The sequence below is a fragment of the Mesorhizobium sp. WSM4884 genome, assembly GCF_029625675.1.
Lineage (GTDB): Bacteria > Pseudomonadota > Alphaproteobacteria > Rhizobiales > Rhizobiaceae > Mesorhizobium.
In genome coordinates, this window is sequence record NZ_JARTVO010000015.1 from 107,179 (window position 1) to 126,128 (window position 18,950).

General features: G+C 63.0%; 17 protein-coding genes, 1 tRNA gene and 1 pseudogene. 4 read left to right on the forward strand and 15 right to left on the reverse strand.

All coding sequences use genetic code 11. The features are described from left to right. Positions 1-53: 53 nt before the first annotated feature. Positions 54-1,094: an EscU/YscU/HrcU family type III secretion system export apparatus switch protein gene (locus P9236_RS22195; RefSeq protein WP_278076695.1), complete on the forward strand. Its 1,041-nt coding sequence runs from the start codon at positions 54-56 to the stop codon at positions 1,092-1,094. 160 nt (positions 1,095-1,254) lie between these two features. On the opposite strand, the gene P9236_RS22200 is transcribed toward P9236_RS22195, so the two are convergent. The 6 genes from P9236_RS22200 to P9236_RS22225 form a co-directional block, all read right to left on the reverse strand. Beyond that, a complete protein-coding gene (locus P9236_RS22200) occupies positions 1,255-1,620 on the reverse strand; it encodes a VOC family protein (protein ID WP_278076696.1) in 366 nt (121 codons plus the stop codon). 209 nt (positions 1,621-1,829) lie between these two features. Then, on the reverse strand, positions 1,830-2,885 hold the full coding sequence (ugpC, locus tag P9236_RS22205; RefSeq protein WP_278076697.1) for a sn-glycerol-3-phosphate ABC transporter ATP-binding protein UgpC: 1,056 nt from the start codon (positions 2,883-2,885) through the stop codon (positions 1,830-1,832). Positions 2,886-2,911: 26 nt separating this feature from the next. Further along, positions 2,912-3,667: a ribonuclease activity regulator RraA gene (locus P9236_RS22210; protein ID WP_278076698.1), complete on the reverse strand. Its 756-nt coding sequence runs from the start codon at positions 3,665-3,667 to the stop codon at positions 2,912-2,914. Between the two features lie 106 nt (positions 3,668-3,773). Next, on the reverse strand, positions 3,774-4,652 hold the full coding sequence (locus tag P9236_RS22215; RefSeq protein WP_278076699.1) for a carbohydrate ABC transporter permease: 879 nt from the start codon (positions 4,650-4,652) through the stop codon (positions 3,774-3,776). After that, entirely contained in the window at positions 4,649-5,572 is a 924-nt protein-coding gene (locus P9236_RS22220) for a sugar ABC transporter permease (RefSeq protein ID WP_278076700.1), read from the reverse strand. The genes P9236_RS22215 and P9236_RS22220 overlap by 4 nt, the downstream gene beginning before the upstream one ends. A 2-nt stretch (positions 5,573-5,574) precedes the next feature. Next, positions 5,575-6,855, reverse strand: coding sequence for a sugar ABC transporter substrate-binding protein (locus P9236_RS22225; RefSeq protein ID WP_278076701.1), 1,281 nt, complete (start codon positions 6,853-6,855; stop codon positions 5,575-5,577). Between the two features lie 390 nt (positions 6,856-7,245). On the opposite strand from P9236_RS22225, the gene P9236_RS22230 reads away from it, so the two are divergent. Then, on the forward strand, positions 7,246-7,899 hold the full coding sequence (locus tag P9236_RS22230) for an FCD domain-containing protein (protein ID WP_278076702.1): 654 nt from the start codon (positions 7,246-7,248) through the stop codon (positions 7,897-7,899). Positions 7,900-7,990: 91 nt separating this feature from the next. On the opposite strand, the gene P9236_RS22235 is transcribed toward P9236_RS22230, so the two are convergent. Then, complete coding sequence (locus P9236_RS22235) at positions 7,991-8,977, reverse strand: aldo/keto reductase (protein ID WP_278076703.1); 987 nt, start codon at positions 8,975-8,977, stop codon at positions 7,991-7,993. Positions 8,978-9,260: 283 nt separating this feature from the next. Between P9236_RS22235 and P9236_RS22240 the strand changes: the two genes are divergently transcribed. Together P9236_RS22240 and P9236_RS22245 are read left to right on the forward strand one after the other, a co-directional pair. Continuing rightward, positions 9,261-10,418: a mandelate racemase/muconate lactonizing enzyme family protein gene (locus tag P9236_RS22240; RefSeq protein WP_278076704.1), complete on the forward strand. Its 1,158-nt coding sequence runs from the start codon at positions 9,261-9,263 to the stop codon at positions 10,416-10,418. Between the two features lie 73 nt (positions 10,419-10,491). Then, positions 10,492-11,376 carry an NAD(P)-dependent oxidoreductase gene (locus P9236_RS22245; RefSeq protein ID WP_278076705.1) on the forward strand — a complete coding sequence of 295 codons (885 nt, stop codon included), beginning with the start codon at positions 10,492-10,494 and terminating at the stop codon, positions 11,374-11,376. 153 nt (positions 11,377-11,529) lie between these two features. Here the strand turns inward: P9236_RS22245 and P9236_RS22250 are convergent, their stop codons facing one another. The 8 genes and pseudogenes from P9236_RS22250 to fdxH form a co-directional block, all read right to left on the reverse strand. Continuing rightward, positions 11,530-12,012, reverse strand: a complete 483-nt coding sequence (locus tag P9236_RS22250; protein ID WP_278076706.1) for a hypothetical protein — start codon at positions 12,010-12,012, stop codon at positions 11,530-11,532. Positions 12,013-12,023: 11 nt separating this feature from the next. Beyond that, positions 12,024-12,119, reverse strand: a tRNA-Sec gene (locus P9236_RS22255). A 129-nt stretch (positions 12,120-12,248) separates the two neighbouring features. Further along, positions 12,249-14,075 (reverse strand): annotated as a pseudogene (gene selB, locus P9236_RS22260) (selenocysteine-specific translation elongation factor); the annotation flags it as partial. After that, positions 14,072-14,860: a tetratricopeptide repeat protein gene (locus P9236_RS22265; protein ID WP_278076707.1), complete on the reverse strand. Its 789-nt coding sequence runs from the start codon at positions 14,858-14,860 to the stop codon at positions 14,072-14,074. The gene P9236_RS22265 and the pseudogene selB, both read right to left, overlap by 4 nt. Further along, complete coding sequence (selA, locus tag P9236_RS22270; RefSeq protein WP_278076708.1) at positions 14,847-16,268, reverse strand: L-seryl-tRNA(Sec) selenium transferase; 1,422 nt, start codon at positions 16,266-16,268, stop codon at positions 14,847-14,849. The genes P9236_RS22265 and selA overlap by 14 nt, the downstream gene beginning before the upstream one ends. A gap of 7 nt (positions 16,269-16,275) precedes the next feature. Continuing rightward, positions 16,276-17,193, reverse strand: coding sequence for a formate dehydrogenase accessory protein FdhE (fdhE, locus tag P9236_RS22275; RefSeq protein ID WP_278076732.1), 918 nt, complete (start codon positions 17,191-17,193; stop codon positions 16,276-16,278). Positions 17,194-17,297: 104 nt separating this feature from the next. After that, positions 17,298-18,002 carry a formate dehydrogenase subunit gamma gene (locus tag P9236_RS22280; RefSeq protein WP_278076709.1) on the reverse strand — a complete coding sequence of 235 codons (705 nt, stop codon included), beginning with the start codon at positions 18,000-18,002 and terminating at the stop codon, positions 17,298-17,300. Further along, on the reverse strand, positions 17,989-18,939 hold the full coding sequence (fdxH, locus tag P9236_RS22285) for a formate dehydrogenase subunit beta (RefSeq protein WP_278076710.1): 951 nt from the start codon (positions 18,937-18,939) through the stop codon (positions 17,989-17,991). The genes P9236_RS22280 and fdxH overlap by 14 nt, the downstream gene beginning before the upstream one ends. Positions 18,940-18,950: the final 11 nt, after the last annotated feature.

Below are 18,950 nucleotides of genomic sequence, written 5' to 3' on the forward strand. Positions count from 1 at the left end.
CTTACACAGACCATCGACGGACTGGAACCACACCAGTGCGGTAAGATTGCAACATGACCGAAGAAGCTGAGGAAAAGAAACTACCGGCTTCCGACAAGAAGCTTCGCGACGCCCGCCGCAAAGGCAAGGTTCCGCAGAGCCGCGACCTCATCTCCGGCTTCACTTTCCTTGCAGCGCTCGCCTATCTCTATTTTTTCTGGCCGACGCTGTTCGAACGCCTCTCCGAACTCGTGCAGACCGTAACCGTGCCTGGCGGCGCGTTCGGGGATGCCAGCCTGCGCGCCATCCGTAATGCGTTCTCGCTGCTGATGCTTGCCACCCTGCCGCTGGTCGGCATCCTTGTCGTCCTGACTGCTGTCTTCGGCATGCTGGGGACGTTCGGACCAGTTTTCTCGTTCGAGCCGCTGAGGCCGCAGTTCGACCACATAAACCCGGCCAAGGGCGTGCAGAAGATCCTGTCGCTCCGCAACGTCATCGAGTTCGCCAAAGGCGTGATCAAGCTCGTGCTGCTGGCGTGCCTGTTCGTGTTCGTGCTGATCACATGGCTGCAGCCGCTTTTCGATGCGCCGGGTTGCGGTCCGTCATGCCTGGGCCCGATGATCAAGGCGGTCCTGACGCCTCTCGGTATCGCCGCCGGCCTGGCCTTCGTCGCCATCGGCGTAATCGATGTTCCGGTTCAACGTTGGCTGTTCCTGCGCGACATGCGCATGACGACAACCGAGTACAAACGCGAGCACAAGGACCTCGAAGGCGATCCGTTGATCCGCCATGAACAGCAGCGGCAGCGGCGCGAGGCGGTATTGCAGCCCGCGAAGCTGGGCGTGAAGAATGCGGTCATCGTCTTCGTATCCGGCGACCTGGCCGTTGCGTTGCGCTACGTCAAGGGCGAAACGCCTGTGCCGGCGGTGGTCGGCAAGGGCCAGGGGCGCATTGCCTACGAGATAATGGCGCAAGCGCGCCAGTCAGGTATCCCAGTGGTTGTGGATGCGGCGCTCGCCGGGTCCCTTTTCGAGCGTGCGAATACCGGAACTTACATCGGCGAGGAGTTGTTTTCTCCAGTCGTTCGCCATCTTGTACGGCACGGCCTAACTTGAGGCAAGGCGGGCATCTTGCTGCCGATCCGCACGTGCGGAGACCAGCCGGGCGCCATACTTCCATTCGATCATTCCGGGCGAGGATAATGCGCTGATTTTTCAGCGCAAATTTTTCCGCATCCGCTGAAATGAGCCGGGCGATCGTAGCCGGCGCGCGCCCTCATTTCTTCTTGAACTCAAACAGTTCAACCAGATTGCCCGACGGATCTTCCAGAAGTCTGGCGCGACCAGCTCCCGCCTCGCTGATTTCTCCTCTGAATTTGGCGCCAGCATCGTTCAACCGACCGACGACGGCATCTATGTCTTTCGTGACGATCATGAATCGGTTCCATCCGCCGGGCTCTGGTTTACCGCCAGCAGTTCCCCCACTGCCTGCCCCCGGAGCGCTAAGGTAAAGCGTGAGATCATCGCGAGCGACCGCTGCGAACTTGCCAGGGTTGTGCATGTCAACCTTGAACTCGAGTTTATCGCGATAAAACACGACCGAACTATCAACGTCCGTCACAATGTATCGAATGGATGCCATCGTCCGTTCTCCTTTCACCCTAGAAGGGGAACGGACTCATGCGAATGCGGATGCCTTGACATTGGCGATCAGCCGGCTTGCTGACAGCGGCTTCGAGCATTCGCGCCGCCGCCTGTGTCAGACTGTTTTCGGGAGCCAAGGGCGACCACCAGCCGTTTCGAGGCCGCGTTGCCATGCGGAGGTAGAGGTGGCTCGGAGAGTATGGGCCGTTAGTTTATCCTCCTGCCGCTCTCGGCATCGAACAGGTGCACCTTATTCACCATGATCTCCAGATCGACCTCCTGATCCGGCTTGAAGGGCGGCCGGTCCCGGATCTCCGCCATCAGGTCGACGCCATCGGCGGTCAAGGTGATTTCCTGCGCTTCGCCGGTCGGCTCGACCACCTGGACTTTCGCCTTTGAATGGCTTCCACCGACAGCGATGTGCTGAGGACGAATCCCGTAAACCACACCTTGCCTGTCCCCCACCCCTGCCACGTGAGGCAAGGGCAGGCGTAGGCCCTGCTCCGCGATGAATGCGCCACTCTGGATGCGACCGTTGATGAGATTCATTTCCGGCGAGCCGATAAAGCCTGCGACGAACAGATTGGCCGGGTTCTCGTAGAGTTCGAAGGGGGTGCCGATCTGTTCGATGCGGCCCTTGTTCAGGACCACGATGCGGTCGGCGAGCGTCATCGCCTCGGTCTGGTCATGCGTGACGTAGATACTGGTTCGCCCCAGCCGTTGGTGCAGCTTCTTGATCTCGGCACGCATCTTCACGCGCAACTTGGCATCGAGATTGCTGAGCGGCTCGTCGAACAGGAAGGCTGAGGGGTCGCGGACGATCGCGCGGCCCATGGCGACACGCTGGCGCTGGCCGCCGGACAGTTGACGCGGCATGCGGCCGAGCAGGTCCTGCAGACCGAGGATTTCGGCCGCCGCCTTCACCCTGGAGACGATCTCTTCCCGGGGAACCTTGGCCAGCCGGAGCGCGAAGCTCATATTGTCGGCCACGCTCATATGCGGATAGAGGGCATAGCTTTGGAACACCATGGCTATGTCGCGCGACTTGGCCGGCATCTCGTCGACGACGCGTCCGCCGATGCGGATCTCGCCGGTCGTATGCTCTTCGAGTCCCGCGATTATGCGCAGCAGCGTTGACTTGCCGCAACCCGACGGACCGACCAGGACCACGAACTCGCCGCTGGCGATCTCGATGTTGACGTCGTGCAGAACTTCCACCGCCCCGAAGCTCTTGCCGAGCTGTTCTATCTCGATTGCAGACACCTATTCTTCTCCCGTAGCGGCACAGCTCATTTTCGTTGAGCCTGCCGCCATGTGCGGTATTCAGCCTCGCCCTCGGGGCTCAACGGGTAGTATTTCCGCAGGTCTCCTCCTTGCGCGAGCCGCAAGCGCGAAAACTCTTCCCATTCGATGTGCGCGCCCGCGAGTTCGACCAGTTTGGGGGCCAGGCCGACCGGCACGACGACCACGCCATCGTCGTCCGCCACGATGATGTCGCCCGGGATCACCAGCACGTTCGAGCAGGCGATTGGAACGTTTACGGCGAATGGAACAATATTGGTCTGGGCGTGGAAATTCGGCGTGACGCCTCTCACCCAGATGCCTATGTCGAGTGCCGCCGCCTGGGCGGAATCACGAATGCAGCCGTCGACGACGACGCCGGCTCCGCCACGCCCGGCGAAATAGGTCAGCATCATCTCGCCGAAAATGCCGCTGCCCAGATCGCCGCGGGCGTCGACCACCACCATGTCGCCAGGCTGGGTGGGATAGAGCACGTGTCGGTGCAGTTGCCGCTCCGGCTCCTCATACTCCGCCTCGTTGTACAGATCCTCGCGCTTTGGCATGCACTGGAGGGTCAGGGCCGGCCCCGCCGCCGTGCTGCCGAGCCTCAGCGGACGCGGCCCACGGATTTGCGGATCGCGAATGCCCATCTTGTGGTAAAGCTCGCTGGCCAGTGTGGCCGAACCGATCGCCGCCAGCGCGTCGACCAGTTCTCGTGGCGGCCGGGAAATGTCGGATATCACCGGTATCTGGTCAGCTTCCATTTCGTTTCCTCCAATGTGCGGTGAGGGTTCTAACCTCATCGATCGTCACTCAGTGCGTTCAACGCCCAGCGAAGCCGTCGAGCGCCCTGTGGTCCATGTCCGCTACTCAGCCGCGAACGGCGCCGGTCGTAAGGCCTTTGACCAGCAGTCCCTGGGCAAACCAGACGAATACCAAAGTCGGGATGACCATGAGCACGCCGGCAGCCGACATGGCGCCCCAGTCGATGCCGAACTGAGAGACGAAATTGGTGAGCCCGACCGGCAGCGTCTGCGCGGCCTTGCTCGAGGTCAGGGTCAAGGCGAGCAGCAGGTCGTTCCAGGTGAAGAGGAAGGTGATGACGGCGCTGGCGCCGATGCCGGGCGCAATCAGCGGCGCGACGATCTGGACCAGCGTGCGCACGGTGCCGGCGCCGTCCGACTGGGCTGCCTCCTCGATCTCTTTCGGCACATCCTGAATGAAGCCCAGAAGCAGCCAGATGGCGACAGGCAGCTTGGCCGCCGTATGGCTGAGAATCAGCGCCCAGACGGTGTCGAGCAGGCCCATGGCGGCGAACACGGCGAAGAGCGGGATGGCAAGCGCAATGACCGGGATCATGCGCATGATCAAAAGCAGCCCGAAGATCAGCATGGCGCCCGGCATCTTGAAGCGTGACAGCGCATAGGCGCACGGGATGGCAAGCAGATGGACGAGGACGACCGTCGCCACCGAGACGATGACGGTGTTCCACACATAGCCCATCGTGTCGTACTGGGCGAAAACGGAGACATACTGCGTCATCGTCGCGGTCTCGGGGATGATGTGCACCGGGACCGAGAAGATGTCGGCCGAACTGCGGATCGAGGTCAGGAACAGCCACACCAGCGGGAAGACGGTGAGCGCGACGGTCAGGACCAGCGCCAAATACTGACCGGCGATCTCCGCGGTGAACCGGCGCCGCCGCCGCTTTGGCCTGGTGCGCGCGCCGACGAAGATGGCTTCGGTCATATCGCCCTCCGTTTCGCAATAAGCCACGGCACTCCGTAGAGGAGGCCGAGCACGAACAGCGACATGCCCAGCGCGATGTAGGAGACCGCGGCCGCGTGTCCGAAATCCACCGCCTGAAATGCCAGCAGGTAGGAATAAACTGTCAGCAGGTTGGTAGCGCCGCCCGGGCCGCCCTGCGTCATCAACCAGACGACGTCGAAGGTGCGGAAGGTGTCGATGATGCGCAGCATCAGCGCGATCATGATGACCGGGCGCATCAGCGGCAGGACGATGTGCCAGAAGCGCTGCCATGGCGTCGCGCCATCCACCGTGGCTGCCTCGAGCGGCTCCTGCGGCAGGGATTGTAGGCCGGCGAGGAACAGAAGCACCATCAGCGGCGTGTTCTGCCAGACGTCGGCGACGATCACCGAGACGAGCGCCCAGGTCGGGTGGTTGAGCCACGGAATGTCAGGCAGGTTGAACATGCGCAGCAGCGCATCGACCAAGCCGTATTGGGTATTGAACAGCCAGCGGAAGTTCAGGCCGACGACGGCAGGCGCAATCATCGGCGGAACCAAAAGCAAGGTGCGCGCAAGCCGCATGCCGCGCAATTTGCCGTTGACGAGCACCGCGATCGCCATGCCGGCCACCACTTCGATCGTGATGGAAACGACGCTGAAAATGGTCTGGTTTCGCAGCGCCTGGTTGAACTGGCGGCCAAAGAGCTCGTCGGTGTAGTTTCCCGTCCCGATGAATGGCGCCGAGCCGCTCAGATCCCAGCGGAAGAAGCTCATGATGAAGGAGTATCCGAGCGGATAGATGAGGATGGCCAGCATGACGAGGAGCGCCGGGCTCGCCAGCAGGTAGCCTCTCTGCCAGGTGTAGGGCAGCGGCGAACGTCGCCGGCGCCCTGGCGCCTGGTGCTGCGCGACGGCCGACATTCTCAGTCGTAAGCTCCGGCCCGACGCATGATCTCTTCCGCTTCCGTCGCCGCCTGGTTGAGCGAGTCGGCGGGCGAAACCTGATCGGACAGGGCTTGCTCGATAGCCGAGAACATCAAGGTGCAGACCTTCGAGAAGCCGGCGAGCTTGGGCCATTCCTTGCCGTTCGCGATCGTTGTCTCGAGTTGCTGCAGCCATGTGGCCTGCGGCCCCTTCGCCGCGGCGATCACTTCCTTGGCCAGGCTCTGGCTGCTCGGGAAGTTGGTGAACTGGTCGAACTGCAGCCGCTGGGCGTCGGTACTGACCGTGTATTTGATGAACTCGACGGCGGGTTCCTTGCGGCCGGACTGGCCGTTCAGCGCCATGGCATGCGAGATGGCGCATGAGATCGCCGCCTTGTCCCGCACATAGGGCGCCGTCGACCATTTGCCGACGATGCGCGAGGTTTCCGGATTGGACAGGGTGGCGAAGGCGCCCGGCCAATCGAAAGTGGCATAGACCGTGCCGGATGAGAATTCGGTCGAGTTCTCGTTCCATTGATAGCCGACCGCGTCGGGCGGCACGATTTTGTGCTTCTGGATCAGATCGCGGTAAAAGGTCAGGGCCTTGATTCCGGCTTCGGAATTGAAGGCCGGCTTGTTGGCTTGGTCGACCCAGTCGCCGCCTGCCTGCCAGAGCAGGTCGCTGAAGGTGCGTTGCGCGGGGTCGCCCTGCCCGGGCACGACAAGGCCATAGTGGCCGTTGCCGGTGAGTTTCAGGCCGACATCGACGAGTTCTTCCCAGGTCTCGGCCGGCTTCAGGCCTTTCTCCTGGTAGATGTCGCTGCGGTAATATTGAACGCGCGCATCCATGTTGCGTGGAATGGCCGCCAGATTTCCCGTCTTGGGATCGCGCAGGTATTTGACCGCGACGGGATAGAACTCCGCCAGTTCTGAGTCGCTGAAATAGCTGTTCAGCGGCGCGAAATGGTTGAAGTAGGAATCGATCTGCGCCGTGTGGGTGCTGTAGACGTCGTACTGGCTCGACTTTGCCGCGCTCAATGTGACCACCTTCGCCGTCAAAGGCGTGAATTCCAGGAGGTCGTAGCGAACCTTAATGCCGGTCTTGGCGGTGAAATCCTGAACAATCTTCTCCCAGTATTTCGGATAGAGCGGACCGCCGGTGATCAGCAATGCGGTGATCTCTTTAGCCTCTGCCTTGGCAATCCACGGCGCGGCAAGCGAGCCGGCTGTCACTGCCGCGCTCGCGGCCAGGAATTTGCGTCTCGATAAGTTTACGGACATCACAATCTCCTCCTTGGTTTGATTGGTCGGCCATCCAGGGACGGCCGACCTCAGCCTCGACAATCCATGGCGGCCTGCTCCTCCCGCCGCGGAATTTCCTGGATCGGTTCCCGGACGTCGTTTGCGAGCCTCCGGGCGACAGGGCACTTGCGCTCCAACACGCCTCGATCGGTTTGCGAAGGCGTATCGATCGTGATCGCGGACGGCGGCAACAGGGAACGGCACTTGCACCGCTCGATCCTCCCTTCCCGCAGGCCTTGTTATAGGCTAGTGAGCGTTTTTATGAGATAAGTTGACTGCATATCTAGCTATCAGCCTATAAGCTTATCAGACAAGTGGATGTTAATGATGGATACCGTCGAGGTCAAGCTTCAAACTTTGCCCAAGCAGGTGGCGGGCGTGCTTGCGCGACGCATCGCTGCCAGCGGTGTCGCGGGCGCCCAGGGGCCGTCGGAACAGCAGATCCTTCAGGAATTCGGGGTCTCGCGCGCGGTCGCGCGGGAGGCGCTGAAGATCCTGGCGTCGCTGGATATGATCGAGATCGCCCAGGGACGGCGCGTGGTGCTGCGCCCGGCCGAAGAGTGGGACTATCTCAGCCCATTGCTCATCGACTGGCTGCCGCATGAGCAGATGCGCGAGATCCTAGCCGAAGCGCACGCGACGCGGATCATCATCGAACCGGCCATCGCCGCCATCGCGGCCAAGCATATGACCAAGGAAAATCTCGAGCGTCTTGGCACCTTGCTGGCGGCAATGTCGGCAAGCGAGGACAATCCGGACGCCTATCTGAAGCTCGACTTGGACTTTCACATGGAGATTTGCCGGGCGGCGCGAAACAGGATTCTCGACCGCTTCATGTATTCGTCCCGGTGGTGGCAGATGGCGAGCAGGCGCATCAGCAACCAGATGCCGCACGCCCTGCCCTCCGCAACCGAAATGCACAGGGCGATATACGAGGCGCTCGTGGCGCGCGATGAAAAGCGGGCCGAAGAAGCGATGCGCCGGCACCTCAAGAAAACCACCGCGGTCGGCCTGCCGCGGTGAAGGAGCGGCGCAGCCAGCATTTGCGCTGGCCGCGCCGCGGCGTGTCGGGAGGACACGGATTGACGTGTAGCAACCCTGAAAAGTGGACTTTCTAAGCTCTTTTCGCTTGTTGTTCCTGTCGCTGGCGGGCGCGGAAACCGAACATGTCGCCCTTGTCCTTGATTTCCGCCCAGATCGGCGCGGTGATCCTGTCGATAGCGGCAATGTCCGCATCGGAAATCGTCCAGCCGGCGCTCTCGACATTTTCCTCCAGCTCCTTGACGGTGCGGGCGCCGACCAGCGGCGAGCTGATGCCTGGCCTGCTGGTGAGCCATTGGATCGCAAGCTGCGGAACCGTCTTGTCGTAGCGCGCCGCGATCGGTTTGAGGAGGTCGACGGCATTCACCGCCCGCTCATAGGTGCCCGGCTGGAACAGCACGGTTGTGCGCCGCTCATCGCCCTCGACGAATTTCGTGTCCGGCGACAGCGTGCCGGTGAGCAGTCCCTGAGCCAGGCCACTATAGGGCATCACGCCGATATTATGCTTGCGGCAATAAGGCAGCGTTTCGGCCTCAACCTCGCGCCAGAGCATATTGTAGGGTGGCTGCAGCACGTCGATGACGCCATGCTGGCGGGCGCTGTCCATGTCGGCGGTGCTGAAATTCGAGACGCCGACCGCCTTGATCCGTCCTGATGCGCGCAGCCGCTCCATCATCTCCATGGTCGGGCCAATCGGAAAATCCGAGTTCGGCCAGTGGACGAAATAAACGTCGACATAGTCCGTCCGCATGCGCTTCAACGAACCGTCCAGCGCCGCCTCTATCGCGGCGGGTTCCAGATGATTGGGCGCGACCTTGGTCGCGATGACGGCCTTGTCGCGGCGGCCGGCCAGCGCCTCGCCGACGACTTCCTCGGCATGGCCGTGTCCATAGGCCTCGGCCGTATCGATCAGCGTGACGCCAAGCTCAAGCGCGCGTCGGATCACCCGGGTCGATTCCTTATCGTCGGCCGCGCCCCAAAACGCGCCCGACATGCCCCAAGTCCCAAGGCCGATTTCCGATACCTTGACCGGCGACGATCCCAGCTGTCGCTTTTGCATCCTGTTCCTCCCGATTGGCGGCATATATGCGCATGCCCCTGCCGTCCCAATTTATACGCTTATATACTCGTCTAACAAGTGTGTTGTTCGGGATCGCAATTCGTCGCCCAGAACCACAAATTTCTCAAATAATTCAAGGTAAGGCGGAAGGCTCTAAGGCGGTTGACGCAAAATCTCTCAAAGGGGGTTTACGCCTCGTTGCGCAATCTTGTATGCTTATTAGACAAGTTTCCGCACAGAATGTGTGCTGTAAGTGCGACGCCATTACGGGGAGAAGGATCCGATGAAGATCGTGGATATCAAGACAGCGGTCGTCGCCTATCACGGCAAGGCGACCCTGATCCGGATCGATACGGACGCCGGCATCTCCGGCTATGGCGAAGCCAACCCTGATGCCGGCGCGGCCGCAATCGTTGGGCTGATTTCGGAGCTGAAGTCGGAATTGATCGGCCAGGATCCGCGCAATGTCGAATACTGCTGGGACAAGATCCGCCGCGATCATGTCTTCTCCGGCGCGCAGGCCGGCGTCTTTCTCATCGCGCTCACCGGACTCGAAATGGCGCTGTGGGACGTGGCGGCGAAAGCCGCCGGCCAGCCGCTTTACCGCATGTTTGGCGGCAAGTTCCGTGACCGGATAAGGCTCTATGCCGATTGCGGCGACGGCGATGACGAATCGGGATTGCCGCAGGGATGCGCGGCCCGCGCCCGCCGGATGGTTGCGGAGGGCTTCACGGCGCTTAAGTTCGATATCGACAATCTGCACCATCCAACGAAATTCGACCGGATGAACCACACTATCAACGGCGCGGAACTCCGGTTCATGGTGGAACGCGTGGCGGCAGTGCGCGACGCTGTTGGTCCCGACGTCGATCTCTGCATCGATTTGCATGCGCGCTACGATGTGCTGAGCGCCAGCCGCATCGCCGCCGAGATGGAGCGCTTCAATCTTCTGTGGCTCGAAGAGCCGATCCCGGCGGAAAATGTCGAGGCCCTGAAGCAAATCCGCATGCGGACCAAGACGCCGATCTGCGTCGGTGAAAACCTCTATCTGCGCTGGGGTTTCCGCGAGCTGTTCCAGAATTACGGTGCCGACGTCGTCATGCCCGACGTGCCGAAATGCGGTGGCCTAGCGGAAAGCCGCAAGATCGCCAACCTCGCCGAGATGTATTATGTGCCCTTCGCGCCGCATCTGGTGTCGACGCCGCTGGGCACGATGGCGACCTGCCATGTCTGCGCCAGCGTGCCGAACTTCCTGGTGCTGGAATGGCACGCACTCGAGGAACGGGACGCCTGGGACAGCTATGTCCGCCCGCCGAACGGCGCAGGGTCCATCGTCGAGGACGGTCATATCGCGGTGCCCGACATGCCCGGCATCGGCGTCGAGCTCAACATGGAGGGTGTGCGCAAGCACGCGGTTCCTGGCTTCGGCATTTTTGAATAGCGGATGATCGGATGGAGACTCTTCTGGCCGGGCACTGCGCTGCTCGGCAAAAAGAGACCGTCAGGAGGAGGCCATGGGCAAGCGGATCGTTTTCACCGGCGGCAGCGGCAAGATCGGCCGCCACGTCATACCTTACCTTCTCAAGCGCGGGCATCAGGTTCTCAACCTCGACCTGACGCCGCTGGATATGCCCGGGGTCGATACTGTCATTACCAACCTTGCGGATGCCGGCGAAGCCTACAATGCACTGACGCTGCATTTCGGATTCAATGAATATTTCGGCGGCAAGGGCCGCCGTCCGGTCGATGCCGTGGTCCATTTCGCGGCGCTCCCACGGATATTCCTGAGGCCGGACAACGCCATGTTCGCCGCCAATGTGCAGTCGACCTACAATGTGGTCGAGGCCGCCACCAAGCTCGGCATACGCAAAATCGTCACAGCTTCCAGCGAGACGGTCTATGGCGTCTGCTTTGCCGAAGGCGAACGCGATTTCAAGTCGTTTCCGATGGACGAGGACTACGACGCCGATCCGACCGACAGCTACGGCCTTTCCAAACTGCTGGGCGAGAAGATCGCGCGGTCTTTCGCCTCCCGCACCGGAGCCGACATTTATGCCCTGCGGATCGGTGGCGTCGTCGAGCCGAAGGACTATGCCCGCTTTTCGGAATTCCTGGCCGATCCCTCGAAGCGGCGGCGCGACGCCTGGACCTATATGGACGTCCGCGATCTCGGTCAGATCGTTGACCTGTGCGTCGAGAGGGACGGCTTGGGATTCCAGATATTCAACGCCGTCAACGACACCATCGTGTCTGAATTGCCGACGGCGGAGTTTCTCAGCAAGCATGCGCCCAACATACCGGTCACCCGCGCCATGGGCACATTCGAAGGACCGATCTCCAACCGGAAGCTACGCGACGTCCTTGGGTTCCGGCAAGAGTATGACTGGCGGACACAGTGACCACAATCTCCCGCTGGTTCCAAGGCCCACCGCCGCAATGGCAACAAATGCTGGGCACTATTGTTCCATCAAATGGGGACTAACAGGCCGGCGGCGAGGCCGACGTCTCGTGCTTGCAACGGTCCTGAGTGCGATCGGACGCCATGCCATTCTTCAAAAGTCGACGACGGGCGTGTCCGGCATCTGCTGCTCGAACAGGGTCCAAAAAACGGAGCCTCGGGCTTCGCAGTACCACTGCTCGAAATCCGCGAGCGCGGCACGGATATTGGCGGAATGGTTCCCGCTCGTGTGCCGGAACATAGCCAGCGCAACCGGCGCAAAATGCGAGATCACCTCCGAATGCGTCTCGCTGTCTGCGTCCCAGCCGAGGCGCGTGCGCAAGGCGGCGAAGGCGCTCGCAACGGCGATTTCCTCACTTTCGGCCGGCGCCATCACATCGGCGATCATCTGCATGAAATGGAGCCGCCGGAAAGCAAATGCGCGATCCTGTTCCAGAACTGCGATCTGCCTTGCTGCCTCCTGCCGGAAGCTCGTCTCCACAGCTTTGGCGGACTCGGCGGCGGTCTTCAGTTCAAGCAGAAAAGGTGTTGGCATCGCGTCGTCTCCTCGAAAAGATCCGCACAGTTCCGGGGCCAACTCTAAGAGGATGGCGGAAGAGAGTGGGAGTCGAACCCACCAAGGACCGGCTCGCGGCCCCTCCCGGATTTGAAGTCCGGACGCCCCACCGGGGACGATGCTCCTCCAGAAGCTTTCGTGATTGGCGGCCCACTGTCGTCCTGACGGCGAAACAGGTCCAGGCGATGCTTGTTGATGCGCCGCAAGTCACCGCGTCGCAAGGTGACGCCGTGCCGGTCGAGGAATTCGAGGATGTGGACGGCAACCTTGCGCCCGCTGCCCGCACTGTCGCGAAACTGTGCGACGCTGAACCGTCCGTCGTGCTCGGCCGCCAAATCGCAGACGATCCCAACGATCTCGCCCAGCGCCGAGTGAAGGAAGAAGTGATCGTGCGCAACCTCATGCACCATGCCGATGCGTCCGGAGAGCTTCAGGACCTTGCGAATTTCCGCTTCCGGCCGGGCAAGCTCGCTTGCGATATCGCGCACTCTTGGGGGATGGAATTTCACCCGGCCGGCTAGTCGTGATTCAATCTCACGCCAGAGAGCCTCTTCCCTTGCCGCGAGACGGACCTGATGTCCCGGAAGCCGTATCCAGGCGCCGTCAAGCTCGATCTGACCGGCGCGTACCAGGCTTCGCATCGCGGCAGCGAAAGCCGGCGCAGGAAGACAGGGATCGAGGTGAAGGCGCAGCTTTTCCATTCCGATGCCCGGCAAATCCGGGTTGCCGGCATGAAAGGCCTCCAGGATTGAGCCCAGGTCGCGCCTGAACCGAGCCCAACGCACCGTCGAGACCGCGAACTGCGTCTCCCCGACGGGAATCGTGACAAGACCAAGACGATCGATCAGGCTCGCGACCTCGCCAGCGCCGAGCGCCCGATCGCGTGCGAAGGCCGCGAGCTCCAGATAGTGGGGCGGCGTGTCGAGCAGCGCAGCGACGGCCTTTTCCGGTGCCGCGATGGCGAATGCTTCGAGCATGGCCAGCCGATCCGGTGAGCGGCGCTTCCGGCTCGGGGCCCTGAGGTCGATGAAGCGTCCGCCGCCTATGGTTCGCCGGGCGGAGGTGTCGCGCACCACGTAGGCGTCGCCGGCCGCTGCGGCGATCGGGCTCTCCAAAACGATCTGGACCTTGGCCGTGCTGCCCGGCGCTACAGGTTCGTCGCCGAGAAGCACGATTCTCGCCCCGACCTCGGCCGCGGCGTGATGGAGCCGCACCGGGAACCACTGCCCGATCGGCCTTGGCTCGCGGGGCAGCAGGCGCAACTCGGCGTCGATCCTATCCGCCGGCGCGTGAAGCGCGGGATCGAGGATCACGTCTCCGCGGCGGATCGCCTCCTTGCCAACGCCGTCGCCGGTCAGACAGAGCGCGCAGCGATCTCCGGCTCGGCCACGCTCTGCCACGCGGTCCTGAGCGTGGATCGAGCGAACGCGCGCGGCAAGCCCTGGCGGGCTTACCACCACGCTGTCGCCGACATCAATGCAACCTGAGAGGACGGTGCCAGTTGCGACGGTACCGATGCCATGCAGGGTAAAGCAGCGGTCGACCGCCAGTCGAAAGCGGCCCGCGGCCGGGCGCCCGGCGAAGCGCGATGCCTCTTCGGACAGCAGGCGTCGAAGGTCATCGATGCCTTCGCCGGTAACGGTAGAGACCGGAATGACCTCAGCCTTTTCCAAGCCGGTGCCGGCGAGGGCGGCGCTGACGTCCGCGCTAACGGCTGCGCGTCGTGCCGGGTCGGCCAGATCGCACTTCGAGAGCACGACCAGCCCGCGCCTGACCCCAAGGAGATCGACGATCGCCAGGTGTTCACCCGTCTGCGGCATGACGCCGTCGTCGGCCGCCACGACCAGCATCACGAAATCGATACCGCTGGCGCCGGCAACCATAGTATGCACGAAGCGCTCGTGGCCCGGAACGTCTACGAACCCGACGATGTCCCCGCTCGGCGTCGGAAGATAGGCGAAGCCGAGATCGATCGTCATGCCGCGTGCCTTCTCTTCCTTTAGTCGGTCCGTGTCGACGCCTGTCAGTGCTTGCACCAGCGCCGTCTTGCCGTGATCGACATGCCCCGCCGTGCCGACGATCATGGCGCGAGCTCCTCGAGCGGCAGCGCGGCGCGGCGCACGGCCTCGGCGATATCGTCCGCGGTCAGCGCGGCGCGCGCCGCGTCCAGGTACCGGCCTGCCAGAGCGCTGCCGCCTGCTTGCGCACGCAGCAGCCAGGCATAGGCTTCGATTGCATCGGCGGGAACGCCGGCCCCAAGATGGCAGGCGGCGCCGAGCATGGCCTGACCGTCCGCGTCGCCGCGCAACGCAGCCTTGCGCCACCAGCGGACCGCTTGGGCAGGATCGCGCGGGACGCCGAGCGCATCGTGATAGAGCATGCCAACACGGGTCATCGCCGATGCGATCCCTTGCTTGGCGGCGGCCAGTGCCCAGCGCCGCGCCTCGGCAATGTCGGGCTCGATCATCTCCCCCTCAAGCAGCATCCAGCTCAGCATGTCCTGCGCCGGTCCGTCGCCCTGCTCCGCCGCGGCCCGATAGAGCTCGGCCGCGCGGCGGTAGTTCTGTTCGACGCCTTCGCCACGGAAACAGAGGGAGGCGAGGTTCCGCTGCCCGACCGCATCGTCGGCTTCGGCGGCGAGCGCCAGCCAGCGGACGGCAAGACTGCGGTCACGCTCGACGCCAAGCCCCTCGGCGAAGCAGGCGCCGATATTGTTTTGGGCGCGCGCCGATCCGGACCGCGCCAGCGGCTCCCAAATCCCGAGAGCTGTGGCGTAGTCGCCCCGTTTGGCGGCGTCTAGGGCGGCCGCCAACTGGTCGGCTACAGGTGTCGGGGCGGGCTTGCGCGCAAGATGATCAAGCCACCGCACCACCATCTCCTCCCAGAGTGAAGTTTGCGAGATTGGCCACAAACGCGGCTTCGTCTTCAAGGCAACGCAGATCAAGCACGAGCGCCCGCTTTTCGACCCGCCCGATCACCGGAACAGGCAGCGCCCGCAACGCGGCTGCAAGCGCTTCGAGAGCCTGGCCGCTCCCTGAATGGGGGCTGAGGGCGAGCCCGGCGCTGGGCAAGGTATCGAGCGGCATTGCGCCCGATCCGACCTGGCTGCGGCACTCCATCGCCTGCACCGCAAATTGATCGCCCAGAGCATTGGAAAGCAAGGGAGCCAGCCGCTGGGCCTGCGCGGCAATATCGACGGCGAGGCGTGCGAGCAGCCTCAGGGTCGGCAAACGCTCGGCCAGCCGGTCCGGGTTGCGATAGAGCTTCAGCGTCGCCTCCAGCGCGGCCAGGCGGAGCTTATCTACGCGAAGCGCCCTCTTCATCGGGTTTCGGTTGACCTCGGCAACAAGATCCTTCCTGCCGACGATGAAACCTGCCTGCGGCCCTCCGAGCAGCTTGTCGCCCGAGAAAGTGACGAGATCGGCGCCGTCCGCGATCGCCTCGCCCACGGTCGGCTCATGCCTGAGGCCATATTGGGTAAGGTCGATGAGCGTGCCCGAGCCGAGGTCGTGGACGAGAGGCACGCCGCGCTCTCGGGCGATTGCCGAAAGCTCACGCGCCGAGACCTGCGCCGTGAACCCCTCGATCCGGTAGTTCGACGTATGCACCTTGAACACGAGCCCCGTCGCCGAACCAATAGCCGACAGATAGTCCCCGGGATGGGTACGGTTCGTGGTCCCGACCTCAACAAGCTTCGCGCCCGCGCGGACCATGATGTCCGGCATGCGGAACGCGCCGCCGATCTCGATCAGCTCACCTCGCGACACGATGGCTTCGCGGCCAAGCGAAAGCGTGTTGAGGACGAGCAGGACCGCGGCCGCGTTGTTGTTGACGATTGTCGCGTCCTCGGCCCCGGTGAGTTCGCATATGAGCGTGCGCAGATGATCGTCACGTTCGCCGCGTCTGCCAGTCCCGATATCGAACTCGAGCGCCACTGCCTCGCGCATGGCGGCGTGCACCGCCTCGGCGGCTTCGCCCGCAATCAGCGCGCGGCCGAGATTGGTGTGCAGCACAGTGCCGGTCAGGTTGAAAACCGGGCGCAACGATGGGTGCGCGGCGGTCTTGAGCCGGACAAGCGCGGCGACAGCAAGGTCGCACGAATCAGGCACCGCGGCCCCGGTGCGGCACGCCACCCGCGCTTCTTCGAGCGCATCGCGGATGGCGCGGGTCGTGGACTGCTTCCCGAAGCGCTCGACCGCCGCAGCCGCGGGCGGCGTCTTCAGCACTCGATCGACCGAGGGAAGATCACGCAGGCGGCTTGCGGGCAGATCGGACATCGCACCCTCAATAGCCGATCAGGAACGGATTGAACGATCCGCGGCGATAGCCGGTTTCGCGCACGAGCATGTCGAGGCCAAGCGTCGCCACATCGTCGGCGATTGGGTCGAGATCGGGATCCTTGTGCTGATGCAGGATCTTCACATAGCAGCCGCAGGAATCGCAGGTCTCGGCCTTCACCGTTCCCGGCCCGCCCTCGATCTCCTGATAGCCGATGCCCTTGGTGGAGCCGCACAACGTGCATTTGATGCGCACATAGTTCCACAACGTGCCGCACAGCGAGCATGCGCAGAAGCGCGACCCATGGGCCCTCTGCCAGCCGACAATGATCGAGGATGCCGGCGGGGATCCACAGGCGGGGCATGCGCCTTCGCCTACCGGCACCAGGGCAGGGGCGTCCAGTCGGGTGGCGAGACGGGCGAAGTGAACCTGCAGCGCGGCCGCGGCATAGATGTGCTCGGCGAGCGCCTCCATTGGGATCGCACCGGCGAGCACATTGCGCACCATGCCAGCCCGCTTCGCTGGAGTGGCCTGCCTCAAACGGTCCAGCGCATCGGCCGCGGCGCTCGGCTTCTCGATCTCCGACGCCGCGGCGACCAGGCGGTCGAGCGTCTGGGTGGCCATGTCGAGCGCCAGGCTGTTGCGGTCGAGCGGCGGCATTCCAAAGCTGCGCGCGCGCTCGCGCGCAGCGCCATCAGGCATCTCTGGCTGCGCCAGGTCCTCCTGAATTCGGTGCTGCACATCCGCGAGAGCGGCAAGAAAACGAAAATAGGGACCCAAATCATGGCCTGCCGCCAGCACGTTCCACCGCCGCGCGCGATGAGAAAACAGACTTGCAGGCTCTGGAAGGCGGGCAAAGGGAGGGGCGGAGACCTCGCCTATGGCGGTGGGGTCGGAACCGGCCGGAATGATCTGTCTTGGCATTCGAGCCTCACGAACCACACGGGTCACGTGGTTGCCTGACCGGCACAAATAATCATGTGCAAACACAAAGCTAGGGCGGGAAAGTCATCCGACCAGGGCCCGCCCTATTCGGCGGGCTTAGATCCCGATGATCCTGTTTCCTTGCTCGATATGGTGACGAGCTCCCGCAGCCATTTGCGGTGATGCCGCCAGGCCCAACCGCCGGTCACCCGCCCGCGCGTCATGGCCGGAATGGTACCGCGTACCCAGATGGCCGAGTAGAAATGGACGATCCAGACGCCGATGATCGCGACGGCCGCGATGGAGTGGACTAGTATGGCCACGCGCTTCTGGTCGATTGTCGTATACTGGGAGAAATATTGATCCCATGCCACCAGCCCACTGGAGATGAGGATCACAATCAGCACCGACATCGACCAGAAGACGAGTTTTTGGCCGGCATTGTATTTGCCGACCTCCGGAACATTGTCCTCGTGGTTGGCCAGCACGTCGCGAAAACGGCCGAGCCACGTCCCGTCCTCGCGTCTCCATAAATTGGCCTTCCAGAACCGAAGGAAAAGTCCAAGGAAGCTGAAGAAGAGCACGACGCCGATCCAGGGATGGATGAAGCGTGTGAACTGACCCCCGCCGAAGAGGCCGGACAGGAAGAACAGGCTCGGGTGGAACATCGCAAGGCCGGACAGGGCGAGCAGGACCAGGCTCGCCGCAGTGATCCAGTGGTTGATCCGTGCCCCCACCGTGTAGCGGTCCACGATCACCGGCTTGCCGGGATGGACCTGTTCGTTCGGCTTGAGGTCATCGGCGGCCATGGCTGTCGCCTCCAGTCAGCTCTTCGGCGTGCTCCTCATCCGCCTCGGTTACCCTGTTCGGTCCCATGATCAAATGGTGGAGTAAGCCGACGCCGGCCGCCACGCCCAACACCGTGAGGCCTGCATATTTGGTCACACCTTTCCACGCCTCGACCAGCGGACTGATCTTCGGGTCCTTGGGCAGGCCGCTATAGATCTCCGGCTTGTCGGCATGATGAAGCACATACATTACATGTGTCCCGCCGACGCCCGGCGGATCGTAGAGGCCGGCATTGACGAAGCCGCGCGACTTCAAGTCCTCCACCCGCTTGGCGGCCCAACCCTTCATCTCATCCTTGGTGCCAAAGACGATAGCCTGCGTCGGGCAGGCTTTAGCACAAGCCGGACCCTGACCGACCGCCACGCGGTCGGAGCAGAGCGTGCATTTGTAGGCCGTGTGGTCGACCTTGGAGATGCGCGGGATGTTGAACGGGCAGCCCTTGATGCAGTAGCCGCAGCCGATGCAGTTCTCATGGACGAAATCGACGATGCCGTTCGAATATTGCACGATCGCCCCCGGCGCCGGACAGGCCTTGAGGCAGCCCGGATCGGCGCAGTGCATGCAGCCGTCCTTGCGGATCAGCCATTCGAGTTCGTTGGTCTCGGGGTTGTCCCATTCGCTGTAGCGCATCAGCGTGAACATGTCCGGCGTGAGGTCGGGTGGATTCTCGAAAGCGCCGGCGAAGACGCCGACCTCCGGATGCGTGTCGTTCCACTCGATGCAGGCGGTCTGGCAGGCCTTGCAGCCGATGCATTTTGAGACATCGATGAGCTTGGCGACTTCCGTCAGCTGCTTTTCCGGGGCGGGCACGGTCGACGCCGAGCGGCGGATGAGGTCCTTCTCGGAGAGACGCGGGGCCGTCTGCGTCGTCGATGGATTGGGAAGGGGAGGAAACATCGCTTGCCCCT

What these genes read in the sequence shown, in the direction of transcription:
- P9236_RS22195 (WP_278076695.1), top strand. Translation starts at nt 54, where the DNA reads ATGACCGAAGAAGCTGAGGAAAAGAAACTACCGGCTTCCGACAAGAAG.
- P9236_RS22215 (WP_278076699.1), bottom strand. Translation starts at nt 4,652, where the DNA reads ATGACCGAAGCCATCTTCGTCGGCGCGCGCACCAGGCCAAAGCGGCGG.
- P9236_RS22280 (WP_278076709.1), bottom strand. Translation starts at nt 18,002, where the DNA reads ATGGCCGCCGATGACCTCAAGCCGAACGAACAGGTCCATCCCGGCAAG.
- selA (WP_278076708.1), bottom strand. Translation starts at nt 16,268, where the DNA reads ATGTCCGATCTGCCCGCAAGCCGCCTGCGTGATCTTCCCTCGGTCGAT.
- fdhE (WP_278076732.1), bottom strand. Translation starts at nt 17,193, where the DNA reads ATGCCAAGACAGATCATTCCGGCCGGTTCCGACCCCACCGCCATAGGC.
- P9236_RS22225 (WP_278076701.1), bottom strand. Translation starts at nt 6,855, where the DNA reads ATGTCCGTAAACTTATCGAGACGCAAATTCCTGGCCGCGAGCGCGGCA.
- P9236_RS22220 (WP_278076700.1), bottom strand. Translation starts at nt 5,572, where the DNA reads ATGTCGGCCGTCGCGCAGCACCAGGCGCCAGGGCGCCGGCGACGTTCG.
- P9236_RS22210 (WP_278076698.1), bottom strand. Translation starts at nt 3,667, where the DNA reads ATGGAAGCTGACCAGATACCGGTGATATCCGACATTTCCCGGCCGCCA.
- P9236_RS22240 (WP_278076704.1), top strand. Translation starts at nt 9,261, where the DNA reads ATGAAGATCGTGGATATCAAGACAGCGGTCGTCGCCTATCACGGCAAG.
- P9236_RS22200 (WP_278076696.1), bottom strand. Translation starts at nt 1,620, where the DNA reads ATGGCATCCATTCGATACATTGTGACGGACGTTGATAGTTCGGTCGTG.
- P9236_RS22245 (WP_278076705.1), top strand. Translation starts at nt 10,492, where the DNA reads ATGGGCAAGCGGATCGTTTTCACCGGCGGCAGCGGCAAGATCGGCCGC.
- fdxH (WP_278076710.1), bottom strand. Translation starts at nt 18,939, where the DNA reads ATGTTTCCTCCCCTTCCCAATCCATCGACGACGCAGACGGCCCCGCGT.
- P9236_RS22235 (WP_278076703.1), bottom strand. Translation starts at nt 8,977, where the DNA reads ATGCAAAAGCGACAGCTGGGATCGTCGCCGGTCAAGGTATCGGAAATC.